This is a genomic window from Mesorhizobium sp. M1A.F.Ca.IN.022.07.1.1, assembly GCF_003997575.1.
Lineage (GTDB): Bacteria > Pseudomonadota > Alphaproteobacteria > Rhizobiales > Rhizobiaceae > Mesorhizobium.
In genome coordinates this window covers 1-16,696 of record NZ_RZST01000104.1, presented here as the reverse complement: position 1 = coordinate 16,696, position 16,696 = coordinate 1, and the positions used below count along the sequence as shown (strand labels likewise).

The 16,696-nt window shown below is 62.2% G+C and carries 13 protein-coding genes; 5 read left to right on the top strand and 8 right to left on the bottom strand.

The genetic code is table 11. The annotated features are described in order from the left end of the window. Window positions 1-856 (bottom strand): glycosyltransferase family 4 protein (locus EOA75_RS14250; RefSeq protein ID WP_164747385.1); only part of this gene is annotated, 856 nt, incomplete at its 3' end. Window positions 857-1,113: 257 nt separating this feature from the next. On the opposite strand from EOA75_RS14250, the gene EOA75_RS14245 reads away from it, so the two are divergent. Beyond that, window positions 1,114-2,067, top strand: a complete 954-nt coding sequence (locus tag EOA75_RS14245; protein WP_164747384.1) for a glycosyltransferase family 2 protein — start codon at window positions 1,114-1,116, stop codon at window positions 2,065-2,067. Between the two features lie 33 nt (window positions 2,068-2,100). Here EOA75_RS14245 and EOA75_RS14240 read toward each other — a convergent pair whose 3' ends face one another. Both EOA75_RS14240 and EOA75_RS14235 read right to left on the bottom strand, forming a co-directional pair. Beyond that, window positions 2,101-2,391, bottom strand: a complete 291-nt coding sequence (locus tag EOA75_RS14240; RefSeq protein WP_127215833.1) for a hypothetical protein — start codon at window positions 2,389-2,391, stop codon at window positions 2,101-2,103. Window positions 2,392-2,628: 237 nt separating this feature from the next. Then, on the bottom strand, window positions 2,629-5,304 hold the full coding sequence (locus tag EOA75_RS14235) for a DUF6212 domain-containing protein (protein ID WP_127324489.1): 2,676 nt from the start codon (window positions 5,302-5,304) through the stop codon (window positions 2,629-2,631). Between the two features lie 231 nt (window positions 5,305-5,535). On the opposite strand from EOA75_RS14235, the gene EOA75_RS14230 reads away from it, so the two are divergent. The 3 genes from EOA75_RS14230 to EOA75_RS14220 all read left to right on the top strand — a co-directional run bounded on the left by EOA75_RS14230 (window position 5,536) and on the right by EOA75_RS14220 (window position 9,679). Next, window positions 5,536-6,051, top strand: coding sequence for a hypothetical protein (locus EOA75_RS14230; protein WP_245299612.1), 516 nt, complete (start codon window positions 5,536-5,538; stop codon window positions 6,049-6,051). A 138-nt stretch (window positions 6,052-6,189) separates the two neighbouring features. Next, on the top strand, window positions 6,190-6,930 hold the full coding sequence (locus tag EOA75_RS14225) for a sulfotransferase domain-containing protein (RefSeq protein WP_127215831.1): 741 nt from the start codon (window positions 6,190-6,192) through the stop codon (window positions 6,928-6,930). A gap of 334 nt (window positions 6,931-7,264) precedes the next feature. After that, a complete protein-coding gene (locus EOA75_RS14220) occupies window positions 7,265-9,679 on the top strand; it encodes a sulfatase-like hydrolase/transferase (RefSeq protein WP_164747383.1) in 2,415 nt (804 codons plus the stop codon). A 28-nt stretch (window positions 9,680-9,707) separates the two neighbouring features. Here the strand turns inward: EOA75_RS14220 and EOA75_RS14215 are convergent, their stop codons facing one another. From EOA75_RS14215 to EOA75_RS14205, 3 genes are read right to left on the bottom strand one after another with little or no spacing between them, the layout of a single operon-like run. Continuing rightward, a complete protein-coding gene (locus tag EOA75_RS14215; RefSeq protein WP_127324487.1) occupies window positions 9,708-10,691 on the bottom strand; it encodes an NAD-dependent epimerase/dehydratase family protein in 984 nt (327 codons plus the stop codon). Window positions 10,692-10,722: 31 nt separating this feature from the next. Next, the gene (locus tag EOA75_RS14210; RefSeq protein WP_127324486.1) at window positions 10,723-11,799 is read right to left on the bottom strand and encodes a glycosyltransferase family 2 protein; all 1,077 of its coding nucleotides are present in this window, start codon (window positions 11,797-11,799) and stop codon (window positions 10,723-10,725) included. A gap of 5 nt (window positions 11,800-11,804) precedes the next feature. Continuing rightward, on the bottom strand, window positions 11,805-12,722 hold the full coding sequence (locus tag EOA75_RS14205; RefSeq protein WP_127324485.1) for a lysylphosphatidylglycerol synthase domain-containing protein: 918 nt from the start codon (window positions 12,720-12,722) through the stop codon (window positions 11,805-11,807). 393 nt (window positions 12,723-13,115) lie between these two features. Here EOA75_RS14205 and EOA75_RS14200 point away from each other — a divergent pair, with 393 nt between their 5' ends. After that, window positions 13,116-13,703 (top strand): DUF995 domain-containing protein, encoded by a 588-nt coding sequence (locus EOA75_RS14200; RefSeq protein ID WP_245460536.1) that lies wholly within the window; start codon window positions 13,116-13,118, stop codon window positions 13,701-13,703. A gap of 192 nt (window positions 13,704-13,895) precedes the next feature. On the opposite strand, the gene galE is transcribed toward EOA75_RS14200, so the two are convergent. Together galE and EOA75_RS14190 are read right to left on the bottom strand one after the other, a co-directional pair. Further along, the gene (gene galE, locus EOA75_RS14195) at window positions 13,896-15,029 is read right to left on the bottom strand and encodes a UDP-glucose 4-epimerase GalE (protein WP_127324491.1); all 1,134 of its coding nucleotides are present in this window, start codon (window positions 15,027-15,029) and stop codon (window positions 13,896-13,898) included. Further along, window positions 15,029-16,090, bottom strand: coding sequence for a UDP-glucuronic acid decarboxylase family protein (locus tag EOA75_RS14190; protein WP_127324484.1), 1,062 nt, complete (start codon window positions 16,088-16,090; stop codon window positions 15,029-15,031). The genes galE and EOA75_RS14190 overlap by 1 nt, the downstream gene beginning before the upstream one ends. Window positions 16,091-16,696 lie beyond the last annotated feature (606 nt).

Here is a 16,696-nt window from a genome sequence, read left to right as displayed (position 1 = left end):
GTTTCAGCTTGAAGGGCCAATGCCGGGCGCGCCGCAGGATCATGCCGCCCGAATGCTCGCCGAGCACATGACCAAATGCGCCGACGATGGTCACGGCCAGGTCCGTCACGCCATTCTCGGCCAGGCGATCCAGTGCGTCGCAAAACAGCGTCAGTCCGCTTCGCGTCTTGGTGCCCGAGAAATGAACCACCTCGGCGGCCGGTTTTTCCCGGGGCCGGTAGTGATCGACGGCGAAGTTCGAACGCCACTCCTCGGGCTCCAACGGCGTCGCGATGTGCTGGCTGGCCGGCAGTCTCCACCCCGCCTTGTTCATCCAGTCGAGCAGGGACTGGCCTGTGACGACGAGATGGTCGCAGGTTTCGGCGGAGGTCCTCTCCATATGGGCGACGGTCATCTGCTCCTTGCGTTCGATCGCCCTGGCGTTAGCCTCCAGATCCCACATGAGCGGCCCATGCGCGAGCACCACGAGGATGGGAGGGTCGGCAAAGACACCCGTGCGCTTGGCGACGGTGGGGAAATGCGCCAGCCCGCCTTCAAGCGCGAAATAGACGACATCGAAGGGGTTCTGTTTGAGGTAGTGGTAGACGGCTACGGAATTCTTGTCGCTGGACTCCAGGCCACGCAGCAATTCGGGTGACCGCGGCAGCAGCTCGAGGCGCACCAGGAAATTATCGAAGCTCCATTTGGCGAGCCTGTCGATCTCCTGCTCGTCGGGCTGGCTGCCGAGCGGGCTCGGCACCCATAGCAGCGTGACTGTGTCGCCGATTTTCGCCAGGTGCTGCGCCAGCGCATACGTCGCCGACCCTGGATCAGCGGTAACCGTAGAGCCGAACTCGACTTCGGAAACGACACACACCCTGCGGGGTTTGTGGCTTGACTGCCGCTTAGGCGTAGAGATTGCGCCCGTCTTCGAACCAACCTTCAATCGGTCCCCCTCGATCCTCAGCCGCAGCAGTCTTGCCAACAGGTGGATAACACTTTGATAATCGTCTGACCGGGATAATCATCGCAAGCCTGTCCAGGCTCCTCGCGCAAACCGTATTGATTGGCGTTCGCATGCTTGCCCATCGACCTCCAAAACACCTTGAGCGGCTGGACCATAGGCCGCTTGACGTGCGCAAGGACGAGATTCTGTGCTTCGTTGCACTGCGCAACGAGAGGACGTTGCTGCCGCATCTTCTCGAACATTATCGAAGGCTCGGAGTCGACCGGTTCTTCTTCCTGGACAACGGCTCGACGGACGGGACGCGAGAACTAGTCCTGGAGCAGCCGGACAGCCATTGTTTCCACACGGAGGGGTCGCATTTCGCCGAGAACATCACCCCGCCGCGATGGATCAACACATTGATGCGCGTGTTCGGTTCCGGCCACTGGTGTCTGTCCGTCGATGCCGACGAGCTTCTTGTCTATCCCGATCTCGAGCGCGTGAGCCTGCGCCGGCTTTTCAATTATCTCGAGTCGACCGGCGCCGAAGCTGTGATCGGATCCATGATCGACATGTACCCGGACGGACCGTTGGCGGAGTGCAGCTACGACGGCAGCATCCCTTTGGTGCACGCATCCTCCTATTTCGATCCGGAGCCGGGATGGCTGCGCGCGCGGGATGGACTTTATCCTCCCGAGCAAATGTTCGGCGGGGTGCGCGAGCGCGTTTTCTGGCGCGGCCGCTTCAAGCAGACCTTTCCACCGTGCCTGACCAAGGTGCCGATCGTGCGGTGGAGCAGGGACACACATTATCACGCGGCGCAGCACACCATCAGCAAGGTGCGGTTCAGCGAACTCCGCGTCGCGCTGCTGCACTTCAAATTTGTTTGGGGCTTCCAGCAGAAATCGGCATCCTCGCTAGGCGAGAATGCGCAACTGAAAGAAAAGACGCTCGAAGAGCGCGCCGCCTATATGGAGGCCTTGGAGCGCAATCCGAAACTCTCGCTTCGCAACGACCGGTCCGTGCGCTATCGCGGCGACACTACCCAGCTCGTGGAACTCGGCTGGATGAAAACCTCGGATCGCTACGCCGAATTCGTCGCGACGGGCTGGCCGCGGTTACAGGAAACCGCGGCCAGCTGATCTGACGATCTATTGGCGAAATGCCGCCGGCAATTATCCGCCGTAGCGGCCGCCGCCATCCCCGCCATTGCCGTTCCCACCGCCCCCGGCAAACTGCGACAAGCTGTTCAAAGCAAGCGCTTTGCAGGCCGTTGGCGCATTCGGATAACGATGCAGGTAGTCCTCTAGCGCCTCGATGGTGCCGATCTTGAGGGCCTGCTCGCAGGCGAGCTCGGCTTCCTTGATTGGAGCAACTTCGATTTGCGCTTGCGCCGCATTCGAAAACGCGACGCTCAACCCGAGCAGACTGAGTCCGCCCAGAAGTAGCGACTGTATCTTACGCATTACGCCCACCCTTGCCACTACATACCCCATAGGCTGTTGATACTATTGATTTGTTAGCAATTTGTCAACCATATCGGAGGAAATCGGCTTGAGAGATGGTTAACTTTGAGCGGCTGCTTGGGCCTGTGAAGGCTATTTCTCGCCGACGGGGCTGAATCGCGTCGTGGCCGCAGAAATGCGGCGCCGAAAAACAGGCGAACCGGCAGCATGTCGAGTTCAGATTTCGAACGTCCTGCTTTAGTCGCTGAACACCGTCAGCGTCCGAAAGAAGGCGTTGCTCGGAGCACCGTTCGGTCCTTCCACGAAGCGCACCGCGAGCACGATCGAAAGCGGCATCTTGCGCCTGACATTGACCGTCGCCGCCAAGGCGTGGCGCACGAATCTGTCGCGGACCGTCATCCAGCCGGAAAAGCCGATTGTCTGCGCGCCGACATCCTGCTGCCAGTCTATAGGCCGGTCCGGGCGGGCGAGCGCCAGGCCGAACGCGATTGCCGGAGCCTCGGCATGGGCGAGTTCGATGGCGGCCTCTATTCTGCGAAAGAAGGGCGGGAATTGATGATCGATCGATGCTGCGACCGCACCCTCCGCATGCGGGCGCAGGAACACGCCGCCGCCGTCGGGCGCCACCAGCAACAACGGCAGCGCTGCAGTGCGCGGCGTAAGCAGCCTTGCGCTCCTCAGCACGTCGTAAGCGAGCGCGCCTGAAGCGCCGGCCGCCACGGCTCTGCCTGATGCGTCTGGCTGCGGCCTGGCGAGACCGTCTCCAAGCAAGGCGGTGGCAGTATCGTGGCGGCCGACCGAAGCGGCGATGCCGGCGAGCGTCTCGATCGCTGCCTCGCCGTTCGGCTCGAGGTCGCTGAGAGCCAAATATTTGCGATCGGCAGGCTTATATTTCAGGTTCTCGCGCGCGCTGTTGACTTCGGAACGCGCCGTGTTCTGCGCGATGGCCATTTGGTGGAGCAGCCGGGTGTCATCGGATCGCAGCGTCCGCAACGCCTCCAGGACAGGCAAGCGGTTGTCGTACCAATTCGACGTGCGGAACATGCCGTCCGGCTTCGACCGGTACCAGTAGAGCGGCTTTGGAATGGGCCTGAGCTTGAGCCCGGCGAGTGACGCCCGCGCGAAGAACTCCCAGTCGTGCATGGCATAGCCGGGATCCTCAAGCCAAAATCCGATCTGCGAGAAAACAGACCGGCGCACCATCGCATTGGCGTCGCCATAGACGTTGTGGATCAGGCCCAGCGCGTCGGGGCCGCCAAGCGGCAGATACTGGATCAGGCCGTCGGCCCGGTCCTCGGGCACGAAATCCTCATAGAAGAGCAATTGGAAGGCCGTGCAGATGTCCGCGCCCGATGCCGCCATGCCACGGACGAAATGCTCGACGGCTTCCGGAAAAAGCGCATTGTCGTCGTCGACAAACAGGACCAACTCGCCGCGCGCGGCGCGCACTCCGGCATTGCGGGCGGCGCCAAGATGCTTGTGCGGCCGGCGCAGGATCCTCCATCCGCGCTTACCGAAGCCTGGTTCCAACGTATCCAGCAATTGCCTGGCTTCTTCCAGATCGCTTCCGTCGTCGACCAGCACCAGTTCAAGATTGCCGTAGGTTTGCGCCTCGACCGCTTCGATGGCCTGTTTGAGATAGAGCGGCCGGTTGCGATGCGCCATCACCACCGAAACCAGGGGCGCCGGTTGGGGCCGCTTGCGAATGCGCTTCCGGGCAGCGGGCAGAGGGCGCGTATCCAGCCATGCCTTGCGGCCGGGCCCCGTCATATCGATCCGCCGTGGCCGGGGCGGCTTCTCGAGCGCCGCCAGCATGGCGGCCGCCAATTGCGCCGCGTCGGGCTCGACCAGCGGCGGCTGGCCGGCTTCAGCCTTCCAGGCTTCGGCATTCGCGCCGGCATTGGTTGCGACGAAGGGCAGCCCTGCCGCGGTGCATGCGCCAACGGCCTCGCCGGTCGATGCGGCAAGGCTTGGGACAACGGCCAAGGCGCCGCTGCGTGCGAGGTAGTCGAGCCTCTCCTCGAGGGTCGCGCGCGGCAACAGCTTGAGCCGGAACGGCCAACGTTCGGCGCGCCGCAGAAGCAGTCCGCCGCTGTGCTCGCCCATGATCTTGCCGAATGGACCGAACGCGGTGAGGGTCAGCCCTTCGGGCGCCGATTGCGCGAGGATGTCGAGCGCGTCGCAGAGCAGCGTCAGCCCGTCACGAAAGCGCGATCCGGCCAGGGCGGCAAGCTCACGCGCCTTGCTCGCGATGGGTGGCTGCGGCGCTTCGGTCCGGACGGCCCGAAGCGGTGGCGGCAGCACCGTCGCCTTTCTCACCTTCCAGCCTCTCGACAGCATCCATTGGCGCAGGGCGGCGGATGCACAGACCGTCCTGTCGGCCATCTCGGCGCAGTACTTTTCCATGTAGGCCGTGGCGATCGCCTCTGTGCTGCCCATGAATGTTTTGTCGGCCTCATGCGCCCATTCTTGCGGAGCGCGGGCAAGGAGGACGATCGGCGGCGTGGCGAAGGCATCGGTCTCCGCCGCGAGCAGGGTGAAGTAGGGCAGGCCACCCTCCAGCGGCGCGTAGACCAGATCGTAACTGCACCGCTCGAGATAATGCAGCAGCGCAGCGGAGCGGCTTTCGGGCGTCGCCAGCGAGGGAAGCAGCTGGTCGGACCGGTCGAGAACCTCCAGTTTGACCGAGGCGGCCCCGAACTCCGCCCGGCGGGCAGCTACCTCGTCCGTGGATGGCACGTCCCGGCCGGCAACCCACAGCAGCGTGACGTCGTCTCCGTTTTCGGCGAAGAGCCTTGCAAGTTCGCCGGGCGCCGAGGCATCGTCTTTATCGGCGTCGCGCCGGATCGCAGGCGTGACCACGCAGATGCGGCGACGACCGCCTTCCGGCTTCGGCTTGCTTCCAGCGGTCATTGAACGTTCCTCTGACCCAAATCGACCGGCAAGGCTTCCACGCTTCTCTGGTCTTTGACCATGCCGGATTTACTTTTCAGTGATCATCCTTCTGCGGCGTTGATAAACCAATGCAATCAAGCGGCTCCTAAAAAGACTGTGCAATCAAGCGATTGTTACAAGTTTATCGACACGGCATAACCAATCTTTACGCGTCCCGGCTAACCGTTCACGGCATAGCAGGAGGCGCGAATGAAAACGATATTGAAGTTTCTCGCTGCGCTCGCCTTGACGGGCGCGATGATTTCGACGAGCTCGGCAGACCAATTGCTGCGTCCGCGCATGAATCTTGGCAAGGGCTACGTCAAGACGATCAGCGGCGACCGCGGCGGCTATGTAATCGACTATGCCATCCGCATGCTGAAGATGCGCCGCAGCGGCGGTTTCGTGCGCTTCAACGGTGCGTGCGATTCGGCCTGCACGCTTTACCTGGCGATGCCCAAGAGCAAGGTCTGCGTTACGCGCAACGCATCGTTCGGCTTCCACCTGCCGTATGGCGCCGGGGCGCGCGGCAACCAGGTCGCGGCCGACTTCATGATGAAGAACTACCCTGGCTGGGTTCGCGGCTGGATCGCCAAGCGCGGCGGCCTGAAGAACTCCGTCACCACCATGACTTATGCGGATGCGAGCCGGTTCCTGCCGACTTGTCCCGCCGAACAGCGATCGACCATTGCGAGCCTCAGCCCAACGCGCCTGCGCGGCGGTTGAACCCCGCAGCAAGTGCTGGGACACCGACGACGGCGGGTGCTTCAGGGCGCCCGCCGTTGCCGTTTCAAGCGGCCGCGCACATTTGAACGGAGAGGTCGTTTGTGTATGTTCGGGCAAACTCCAACGGGTGTGGCGTGAATGCAGTCTTGTCAGAAGTTCGTGCTGATCGCTTCGCCACGAACCGGTTCTCAAGCGCTCAATCGCCATCTCAACCAGTATGACGGGATGGTCCTGCACGGCGAAATCTTCAATCCGAGCTTCGTCGGCTTGCGCCATGACTATCACGAGAAGATCGATCTGCCGCGCGATCGGGTCGATTTGCGAGATGCCGAGCCGGAGCAGTTCACCGCGCGCATCTTCGACGATCCGTCGGCTCGCTTCGTCGGTTTTCACATATTTCCCGACCAGACGCGCGCGGCCATACTCCCCGTGTTGGAAGATGAAAGCGTCAAGAAGCTCTGGCTTGTCAGGAATCCGATCGCGTCCTTCGTCTCGCTGCTCGAAGCGGAAGCATCCGGAGTATGGACAGTCCATGCCACCGATCGGTTCGCAGCCGACAGCCCCAGAAAGAAGGTGCATTTCGACATAGAACGTTTCAACGCGTTTCTGCGCGAGCTGAATCTGTTTCGCGCAAAGATCAGATCCGTGCTGTTCGAGACCCGACAGCCGTATTTCCCGATCCACTATAGCGACATCGGCGATCCACTGGTTGGCAATGCAATCATTGCCTATCTCGGCGGTTCCCAGCGACTGGACCACTTCGAGACCGAGATCCTGAAGCCGCCGCAGCGGCCTTTCGTCGACCGCATCGAGAATTACTGGGAATTCGTGACCTATTTCAGGGCAGTCTCGACGGACGATCTGTACGCGTTCGGCTGACGTCGGAATGAAGCCGGGCCGGCCCGCAACACGGTCTCAGCCTTCTTCGCTGCCGCAAGTTGGCCGCTTCCATGCTGATCGGCGCTTTGGCAAGCCCATCGTCTTTCAATGTTTGCGGTTAACCAGTTCTGAAGAGACGTCGTTAACGCACACTTGATTTTGTTGACTCTTTCCTGCCCCGAACCGATTTTGCGCACGAGGTTTGAAAGCTGCCGGCCGTGGTTTCTGGCCGGAGCACAAACTGGCGGTGGGCAATCTCATGAGTATCGGCGGCGGTATGGGCTCGGCGAGCCGGTCCGAGGGCGGCCAGACGGGATCGAGGACGAAACCTGCATTGACGCAGGAACTTCGCTTCACGCGGACGTCCTTGCGCGTCATTTGCACCAGCCTGTGGTTATGGCTTCTGCTGGGCATCTACCGGGCCGTAATCGTCGATCCGCAAACGACATTTCAGGGAGGCCTGGCGTCCATTCCCATGGGATTGGCGGCAAGCTATTACGACCTGATACTCATCACATCGGTGACGGCGGCAACGCTGATCCTGCTCTTCCTTACAAAGTCAAGCCGGCTCGCATCCGCGGCAGTCGCCTCCCTTTTCTATCTCGTGGTCCTGGTGTCGCTTGGCTGGGGATTTGCCAACATCAATCTCGTCAAGATGCTGGGTGAGCCTTTCACCTTCCAGTGGCTGGTCTATGGCGACTTCCTGCAGAATGCCGACGCCAAGAGCGCGATGGGCGACGCCCTCAACGTGAGGGATGCCGCGATCCTTTTCGGGTCCATCGTTCTGGTGCTGGCCCTCGGCTACGCCGCGGGCAGTTTGTGCCAGCGGCTGAGTTCCGCAGGCCGCAAGAGGTTTCTCATCGCTCTGGTTCTGTGCGTTGGCGCAGCCCTGGTCGGCAGCGGCTATCATGTGCGCGCTCAGTCGCTGCCAGCATCCAAGGTCGACAATCCTATCGTGTATTTCGTTCAGTCGGCGTGGTTCAGTTCGACGCCGGTGACTTTTGCGATGAGCGCCGGCGGCGATGATCCCGATGTCGCCAGCGTCGGGGAGCGTCCGGCGGAAACCTCAAGCTTCAAGGCGCCGACGCCAAATCCGATCAAGAACGTGCTGATTTTCATGATGGAGTCGGTGCCGTCGAAATACATCGAGACCTTTGGCGGCCAGTATCCGATCACGCCAAACATAAAGAGCTATGCCGGAGATTCCATTCGGTTCGACAAGATCTATGCGCATGCGCCGTCCACGCACTACTCAATCTTCTCGCTGCTGACCTCGATGTACAACGACATCTCATTCTACGGGATGACCGCCAAATATCCGTACCTGCCGCTGGAGACGATCTCCAACGCCCTGTCCAAGCACAACTTTCGCACCGGGTTCTTCTGGAGCGCCGATTCCCGTTTCCAGCGTGTGGACGAGTTCCTGCTCAACAAGGGACTGGACGTCATCCAGGACTATCGGGGGCAGAAATGCGCCACCCCGACCTTCAATCTCAGTACCGAGCAGTGGAAGAACATGGACTATAACAGTGACCTCTGCACGGCCCAAATGATCATCGACTGGATGAGGAAGGATCCGCGGAAGCCCTTCTTCGGCATCATGTTCACGGCCATGACCCATTATCCGTACATCACCGGCAGCCCGATGTTCTCGAAGATGGTGCCTTCCGCCAAAGACATCGGGCCGGTGCACTACGTCAATGACGAAAAATTCAATGCCTATCTCAACGCCCTGAAGGTCGGCGACGCGGCGTTCGGTGAAATCCTCGATTCACTGAAGCAGTCCGGCAAGCTCGATTCGACGCTGGTTGTCGTCCTTGGCGACCATGGCGAGGCGTTCGGAGAACATGGCGACTACGTCCATGCCACCGCGATTTACGACGAGAACGTCCACATTCCGCTGATAATGATCAACAAGCACCTTTTCCATGACGAAGTCGCGCATCCGGTCGGCGGCATCGTCGACATCGCTCCGACGATCATGGACATACTGGGACTGCCATTGCCCGAGCAGTGGCAGGGCCGCAGCCTGTTCAGCGAGCAACGGCCAAACAGGACCTTCTTCTTCAATCCGTGGGCCGGCTCCTTGCTCGGTTATCGCGATAATGATCGAAAGGTGATTTTCAACGCTACCACCGGCAAGGTCGAGGAATACGACCTTAAGGCCGATCCCGGCGAAAAGACGAACCTATTCGAAGAAGGCTTGAGCGATCGAACGGCGCTGCTGCAGCCGATTGCCGGCTGGGTGCAATCGCAAAAGCGGCGCATAGCCACACTTGTCGCCAACGCGGCCGGAGACGCGGGGCACTGCACAGCCACAAGCTTGGAGATCGACGCGGCCGGCACCGACTACCAGGGTCAGCCTCGCTTCGACGTCTTCGCCGACGGCAAGCGCCTTGGCGAGATCGCCGTCCAGGGCAAGGAGAGCAAGGCCTCGACAGGCGAGCAGCGCGTGGCGGAACTGACGGAGGCGGCCGTCGAGGCGCAACCGTTCCACATCGACCTTAGCGGCGTGCCCAATCCAAAGACGATCGAAATTCGTTATGTCAACGACGAGTGGGCCGGAGACGGCCGGCCCGGCGATCGCAACCTTTTCATCAAGAGCATAAAAGTGAACGGGCAGCTTGTGCCCAACAGCAAGCTGCACGTGGACGAGCAATCCCATGGCTACACCGACGACAGCGGAACCGCCATGTATACCAACGGCTCGCTATGGGTCAGCGGTCCGTTTATCGAAGGATGCATGTAGGGCAGGGCATCAGCGGCAGCGCTTCGCTTTACAGCTTGCCCTCCCGCCGCCATTCCCGCCGGTACCAGTCGACGAATTTCGCCAGTCCTTCCTCGATCGGCACTTTCGGCTTGAAGCCGATGTCGCGCTCTAGCGCGCTGGTGTCGGCAAAGGTCTTCTCGACATCGCCGGGCTGCATGGGCAGATCCTCACGGATGGCCTTCACGCCGAGCAGCCCTTCCAGCGTCTCGATGAAGCGGCCGAGATGCACCGGCTGGCTGTTGCCGATGTTGTAGATGCGGTGGCGCTCGCGGCCGGCCGCCGGCGGCTTGTCGAGAACCGCAATCACGCCCTCGACAACGTCGTCGACATAGGTGAAATCGCGCCACATCTCGCCATGGTTGAAGACGCGGATCGGCTTGCCGGAGAGCATCGCCTCGGTGAAGATCCAGGCCGCCATGTCCGGTCGTCCCCAGGGGCCATAGACGGTGAAGAAGCGCAGGCCCGTCTGCGGCAGCCCAAAGAGATGCGAATAGGTCGAGCTGATCAGCTCGTCCGCCTTCTTGGTCGCCGCGTAGATCGACACCGGATTGTCGACTCGGTCGCTTTCCACGAACGGCACCTTGGTGTTGCCGCCATAGACCGAGCTCGACGAGGCATAGACCAGATGCTTGATCTCGGGCGATGCACGGCAGAGCTCCAGCACCTCCAGGTGGCCGGCGATGTTGGCGTGGATATAGGCGCGCGGATTTTCGAGCGAATAGCGCACGCCCGCCTGGGCGCCGAGATGCACGATGCCGCTAAGCAGCGTTCCCTCGAGGTTCGCCGCCAGCGCGCCCGGCTCGGCTATGTCGAGTTGCTGGAACGAAAATCCGTGCCGGCCGGAAAGCCGGGCGAGCCGTGCCGCCTTCAATGCCGGGTCGTAGTAGGCGTTCATGCTGTCGACGCCGACAACGGCGTCGCCGCGGGCGAGCAGGCGCTCGCAGACATGGCTGCCGATGAAGCCGGCGGCTCCGGTCACAAGGATGGTCATGCGCGGACCTCGGATGAGGGCAGGGGCGGGATCATTTCCGTCTCGGGGCTTTCTTGGCTTGCGCCGGCGGGCTCGGCCAACGCCAGCCATCGCCTTCGCCAGGCGCGGGCTGCGGGCGCGCCACATAGGCGAGCGAAACATTGGCCTCGAGATAGACGCGCGACAGCATCTCGGCGAGCACGCCCGACGTTACCATCTGCAGGCCGGCGATGACCAGGAAGAAGCCGGTGAACAGCATCGGGCGCGTTCCAATGTCCTGTCCGAAAAACACCTTCAAGCTGAACAGGTAGGCAAGGATCAGCGAGCCGAGCACGCCGAACACGATACCGATGCCGCCGAAGAAATGGCCGGGCCTGGTGCGGTAGCGCATGAAGAAGAACATGAAGACCAGGTCGAGCACCACGCGGAAGGTGCGCGAGATGCCGTATTTCGACTGGCCGTGGATGCGGGCGTGATGCGTTACCACCTCCTGGGCGATACGGCGCGGCGTCGTCACCGTCGCCAGCCAGGCCGGGATGAAGCGATGCATTTCGCCATAGAGCCTGACGCTGCGGATGACGCTGCCGCGGAACACTTTGAGGCTGCAGCCATAGTCCTTCAGCCGAACCCCGGTGACGCGCGCGATCAGCGAGTTGGCGATGCGTGACGGCAGCCGGCGCATCCAGAAACCCTCCTGGCGGTTCTTGCGCCAGCCGGCGACGAGGTCGAGGTCCTCGGTCAGCAGTCGATGGACCATGCGCGGTATGTCGAACGGATCGTTCTGCAGGTCGCCGTCGAGCGTCGCGATGACATCGCCGCGGGCAGCGTCGAGGCCTGCCTGCATGGCCGCCGTCTGCTTGAAGTTGCGCACCAGCTCCACAGCGTGCACATGCGCACCGTATTCGGCCGCCAGGCGGCGAATTTCATTCGGCGTGGCGTCGGTGCTGCCGTCGTCCACCAGCACCACTTCCCAGGGCTGGCTGTAATTCTCCATCGCCTGGTGGATACGCACGATCAGCGGCTCGACGTTGTCGGCCTCGTTATACATCGGGATGACGATGGAAAGCTGGTGCTCGGGCATGACGGCACCGGCAGGCAGCCCCGACTGAGGAATGGGAAGCATGTCCATGGCAGTCATTTCCTTGCGGGTCCCGTAGCCGGCGTCTCCGGCAGCGTCGATTTCGAGGGAAACAGCCAGGCGACCGCGCCGGTGGCAACGGCCGAGCAGAGGATGAACAGATGCAGCGCCAGCGCCGCCTGCAGCCCGTCCTTCATGGCGATGCCGGAATAAAGCAGTGCGGCCGCGGCTCCCGCCTCGTAGGTACCGAAGCCGGCGACGCCCTGCACCGGCAGGATGGCGGCGGCCTCGGCGCCGACGGCGCCGGGAAAGGCAGTCTGGAAGGAGGTGCCGAGCAGCATGGCGAGCAGCCATCCCTGCACGGCAAGCTTCAGCGTCCAGTTGGCGACCGTCCACCACCAGCCGTAGCGAGAGCGCCCCGTGGCCTCGGTGAAGATATCGCGCAGCTTGCCGAGCTTCGACACGATGCTGCCGCGCCCGGCCCAGTCATGCGGCGCGCGCGCCCAACGCGGCAGATACCAGGCGGCGGCAATCAGCGCTGCTATTCCCGCGGCCCTGAGCGCCGGGTGAAGACCGGGCCACACCAGGCACGCGAGCACGCCGACGACGAAGGCGTCCTGCAGCCTGAACCACAGGAGCGAAGCGCCGGCGCGCACGATCGAGATGCCGAACACCTGCCGCAACAGCAGCGGGAAGGCGGTCTCGCCGCCGCGGAACGGCACCACGTTGATCATGGCGTTGTGAATCAGGATGACGCGCAGGCAGGCGCCGAAGCGGCCGTTCACGTCGTCGCGGAACTCGTCGCAGACCCGCAGCGCGCGCAGCACATAAGTGACGAACAGCGCCAGCGTCACCGCAGCGAAGGCGCCGGGCGTGATGCTGGCGAAGGCGTCGCCCACCATCTTCCAGCGCGAGTCTGCCGCAAGCCAGGCCAGCAGCGCCAGGGTGACGATTATCGAGAATGCTCTTTTCAACCAGTTCTCCGAATGGCGTCGACCGCCGCATTCCGGGTAATTGCTTCGATTTCCAAATCGGCCGCACGGCAGGGGACCGCTCCAGGCCGCCGGCTCCCTTGCCGGCTTCCAATGGCCTGGCGAGGCGCCAAGATTCCGAGCCCTTCCGTGGTCGCCGGCCCGTTCAACGTTTCTGCTCCATCATAAGCGGCCGATCCTATAAACCAGCGGCTTGCCCATCCACAAGCTTTGGCGCGGCCGCAATCACCGTCCGCGGGCGATCTTGGCTCGCTGCGACGGGAAGGTTGACACCATTCCTCGAGCGGCAGTTAATATCACGTGGGGGCGGTAGCTGCGCATTGGGATCGAATACCCAATCTGGGTAGTGACGCCAGATCGAAAGGCGTCGTCGAAATGTTATCGCTCATCATTCCTGCAGTTCGAAAAATATTGCCGTCCAGACCAGCGCGGAGCGTGAGGTGCCGTCGTTCTGCGCGGCGCACGGACCTGATGCTTCTGCTCTTCTGCGGTGTAGTGGCGCTGTCCGGCGTTGCTCACGCAGCCGGCGCTGGGTCTCCGGCAGCGGCACAAGCAGGCACCACGCCGACGGCATTTGAGTTGCAGTTGTTCTATGCCGACCGCACCTGGAACTGGGAGGACGGAGCCGCCTATTTCGCCCAGGACAGGCGCATGCGTGCCTGGACGTCAAAGCCTGGTTCAACGTCCTTCGCCGAAGGCACATGGCATCTCAGCAATGATGGCAAGATGTGCATGGAGCTCGTCTGGCGGTCCACGGCCTATGCGGCACAGCCCATCCGCACCTGTTTCAGCCATCGCGTCCTGAACGGGACCGTCCAGCAACGGAGGGATCCGGATGGCCGGTGGTACAGCTTCAGGCACGCTTCGGACAATTCGGCCGACGAGTTCAAGAAAATTCAGGCGGGCGATACCAGGAGCGTCGATTTTGAAAAGGCCCGCAAGTTGGTCGATCCCAAGAGTTAGTCGCTGCTGGCGCACGTCCAGAAAAATGCCTAGAGCGGCTGGCCGTTTCACGGAAACGCCGACCCGCTCTATCTCTTTGCTCACGCAATTTCCGGACGGAAAACCGCTGCACACGTCCTGGAATTGCTCTAGCAGTTTCCGCTCGGAATTGTCCCGGCGGATCAAATCTAAGAGGCTCGCTGAGACAAGCCCTCAACCCAGCTCAGCGAGCCCACGCCCCGACACAGTACTCACAGGGACGACTGCCAGCCGTGCAGGCTGGCGTTTTTCCGCGGCGTTCATGCCGCGCGGCGCGCGCTTCGCGCGCGAGACGTCGGCGGACGCTTTGAAAACCTTCGGCTTCAGGGCCGGTCGGAGCCCGAAGAAGGGCGCTGCCGTCCTGACGATGGTGTCGAGATCGGAAAATTCCGCCACAAAGCCCAACTGCTCTTGTGCAAGGCTGGGATCGGCGAACAGCCCGGCCGGGTCGCCGGGCCGGCGCGGTTTATAGGCGACCGGGACCGTCCGGCCGGTGACGCGGCCGACGGCCTCGAGGATCTCCTTTATCGAGATGCCTCGGCCGGTGCCGAGATTGACGGACAGGCTGTCGCCGCCGGCCTCGAGATGCATCAATGCCATGAGATGCGCGCGGGCGAGGTCGCTGACGTGGATGTAGTCGCGCACGCATGTGCCGTCCGCCGTCTCGTAATCGGCGCCGAAGACCTCGATCGCCTCGATCATGCCGGACGCCGCCATCAGCACCCTCGGAATGAGGTGGGTTTCGGGTGTATGCCACTCGCCAAGCTCGCCTTCGGGATCGGCGCCGCAGGCGTTGAAGTAGCGAAGGATCGCGTATCTCGTTCCATAGGCAGCGGCATAGTCCCTGATGATTTCTTCGCCCATCAGCTTGCTGCGGCCATAGGGGCTGATCGGCTTCTGCGGCGAGGCCTCGCTCACCGGCAATGCTTCCGGCACGCCATAGGTCGCGCAGCTCGAGGAAAAGATCACCTTGTCGATGCCGCTTGCCCGCGCGGCGTCCAGTACGGCAATGGTGCCGCCGACATTGGTCGCATAGTAATCCGCCGGCGCGCTGACCGACTCGCCGACATAGGCAAGGGCGGCGAAATGGATGATCGCCTGTGGTCTGTGAGTCTCGATCGCCCGCCGCAACGCTTCGCGGTCGCGGATGTCGCCGACGACCAGCGGCCCCCAGGCGACGGCTTTCTCGTTGCCGCGGCTCAAATTGTCGTAGACCACCGGCAAGTAGCCCGCCGCCGACAGCAGCTTGCAGGCATGGCTGCCGATGAAGCCGGCGCCACCCGTCACCAGAACGGGGCGGCGGGTCATCATGCCGTTGCCTCCCTGGCGGTTGATGCCTGGACCCTGCGCGGGGCGATGAACCGGCGTCCGCCCAGGACGGCGTCGAAATAGGCAGTGGTGTGGGCGAGGCCTTCGCTCAGCGCAACCTTCGGCTCCCAGCCGAGATGCTGCCTGGCAAACGAGATATCGGGCTTGCGCTGCCTGGGGTCGTCGACCGGCAGCGGCCGGTGCACGATGCGCGAGCGTGAATTCGTATAGTCGATGACCAGCTCGGCCAATTCCATGACGGTGAACTCGACGGGGTTGCCGAGATTGACCGGGTGCTGGGGGGCCACGGCGGCGTTCATCAGGCGCACGAAGCCTTCGATCAGGTCGTCGACGAAGCAGAAGGAGCGCGTCTGCGCGCCGCTGCCGTAGACGGTGATGTCGTCGCCGCGCAGCGCCTGGACGATGAAGTTCGACACCACGCGGCCGTCGTCGGGCCGCATGCGAGGGCCATAGGTGTTGAAGATGCGCGCGACGCGGACATCGATGCCGTATGTCCGTGAGTAATCGAAGAACAGCGTCTCGGCCGAGCGCTTGCCCTCGTCGTAGCAGGAGCGCGGACCGTGCGTGTTGACATTGCCGAAGTAACCTTCGGGCTGCGGATGCACCAGCGGATCGCCATAGACCTCCGAAGTCGAGGCTTGGAAGATCTTGGCGTTGTGTCGCCGCGCGAGCTCCAGAAGGTTGATCGAGCCGAGCACGCTGGTCTTGAAGGTGTGGATCGGATCGGCCTGATAATGCGGCGGAGAAGCCGGGCAGGCGAGATTGTAGATCTCGTCGACAGCCAGGTCCGTCGGCAGTTCCTCGACGATGTCGTGCCTGATGCAGGTGAAAGTCGCGTCACGCGCTATCGCTGACAGGTTGTAGCGCTTGCCCGTGTGGAAATTGTCCAGCGCGATGACTTCATATCCATCGGCAAGCAGCCTTTGGCACAGATGAGAACCCAGAAATCCTGCTCCGCCGGCGACCAGCGCGCGTCCTTGATCGGCACGCCTCCGTCCCGGCTTGGTGTCCAGCTTCAGAACCTTGATGACCCTACCCATGGCGACCTCATACTCGCACACACCCACGCATCATCGTTCCGGGCCGGGGCAACAGCGTTGCCCGACCAGGTGAAATCATGGCGATCCCTCCGCATGCGCGGACTCGCCAGAAACGTGTGTTTTGTCTGAGTAAGCGGGGTCGTTGCCGTACGGCTTTATGTGCTGCCGCTCAGCGTCCCTTTGCCCCTAAGTCGCGATCCACGAACATGGTTGCCACCACCGCGGACTGCTCGCCCAAATTGCACACCCAACGTATAGAAAGATATACCTGTGCGCCGCATAGTCAACTAATTTAGGGATTCGTTAACGTTACTCTTTTGCTGTTGGTTAACTGTAGGCGTAGGCAGGCGCGCCTTTTGCGTCATAAAAAGGGCGGTTCCGTCCGGTTTTCCCGCGGTAAACACCGCGTGCCGCGGTCTTCGCAAAACTCGTCGAGCGTTAGGGCGGAAGGCTTCAAGGTGAAGAACAAGGAACGCGTCTGGCGCCGTCTCTCGGGCTCTGGCATTTCTTGCGGCCGGTCTTTCGGGCTAGAAAATTGCGCAAGTATATCTTAGCTCGCCAACAGGTAGATATGGCGAGCTAAGATATACTTGCGCAATTTTCTAG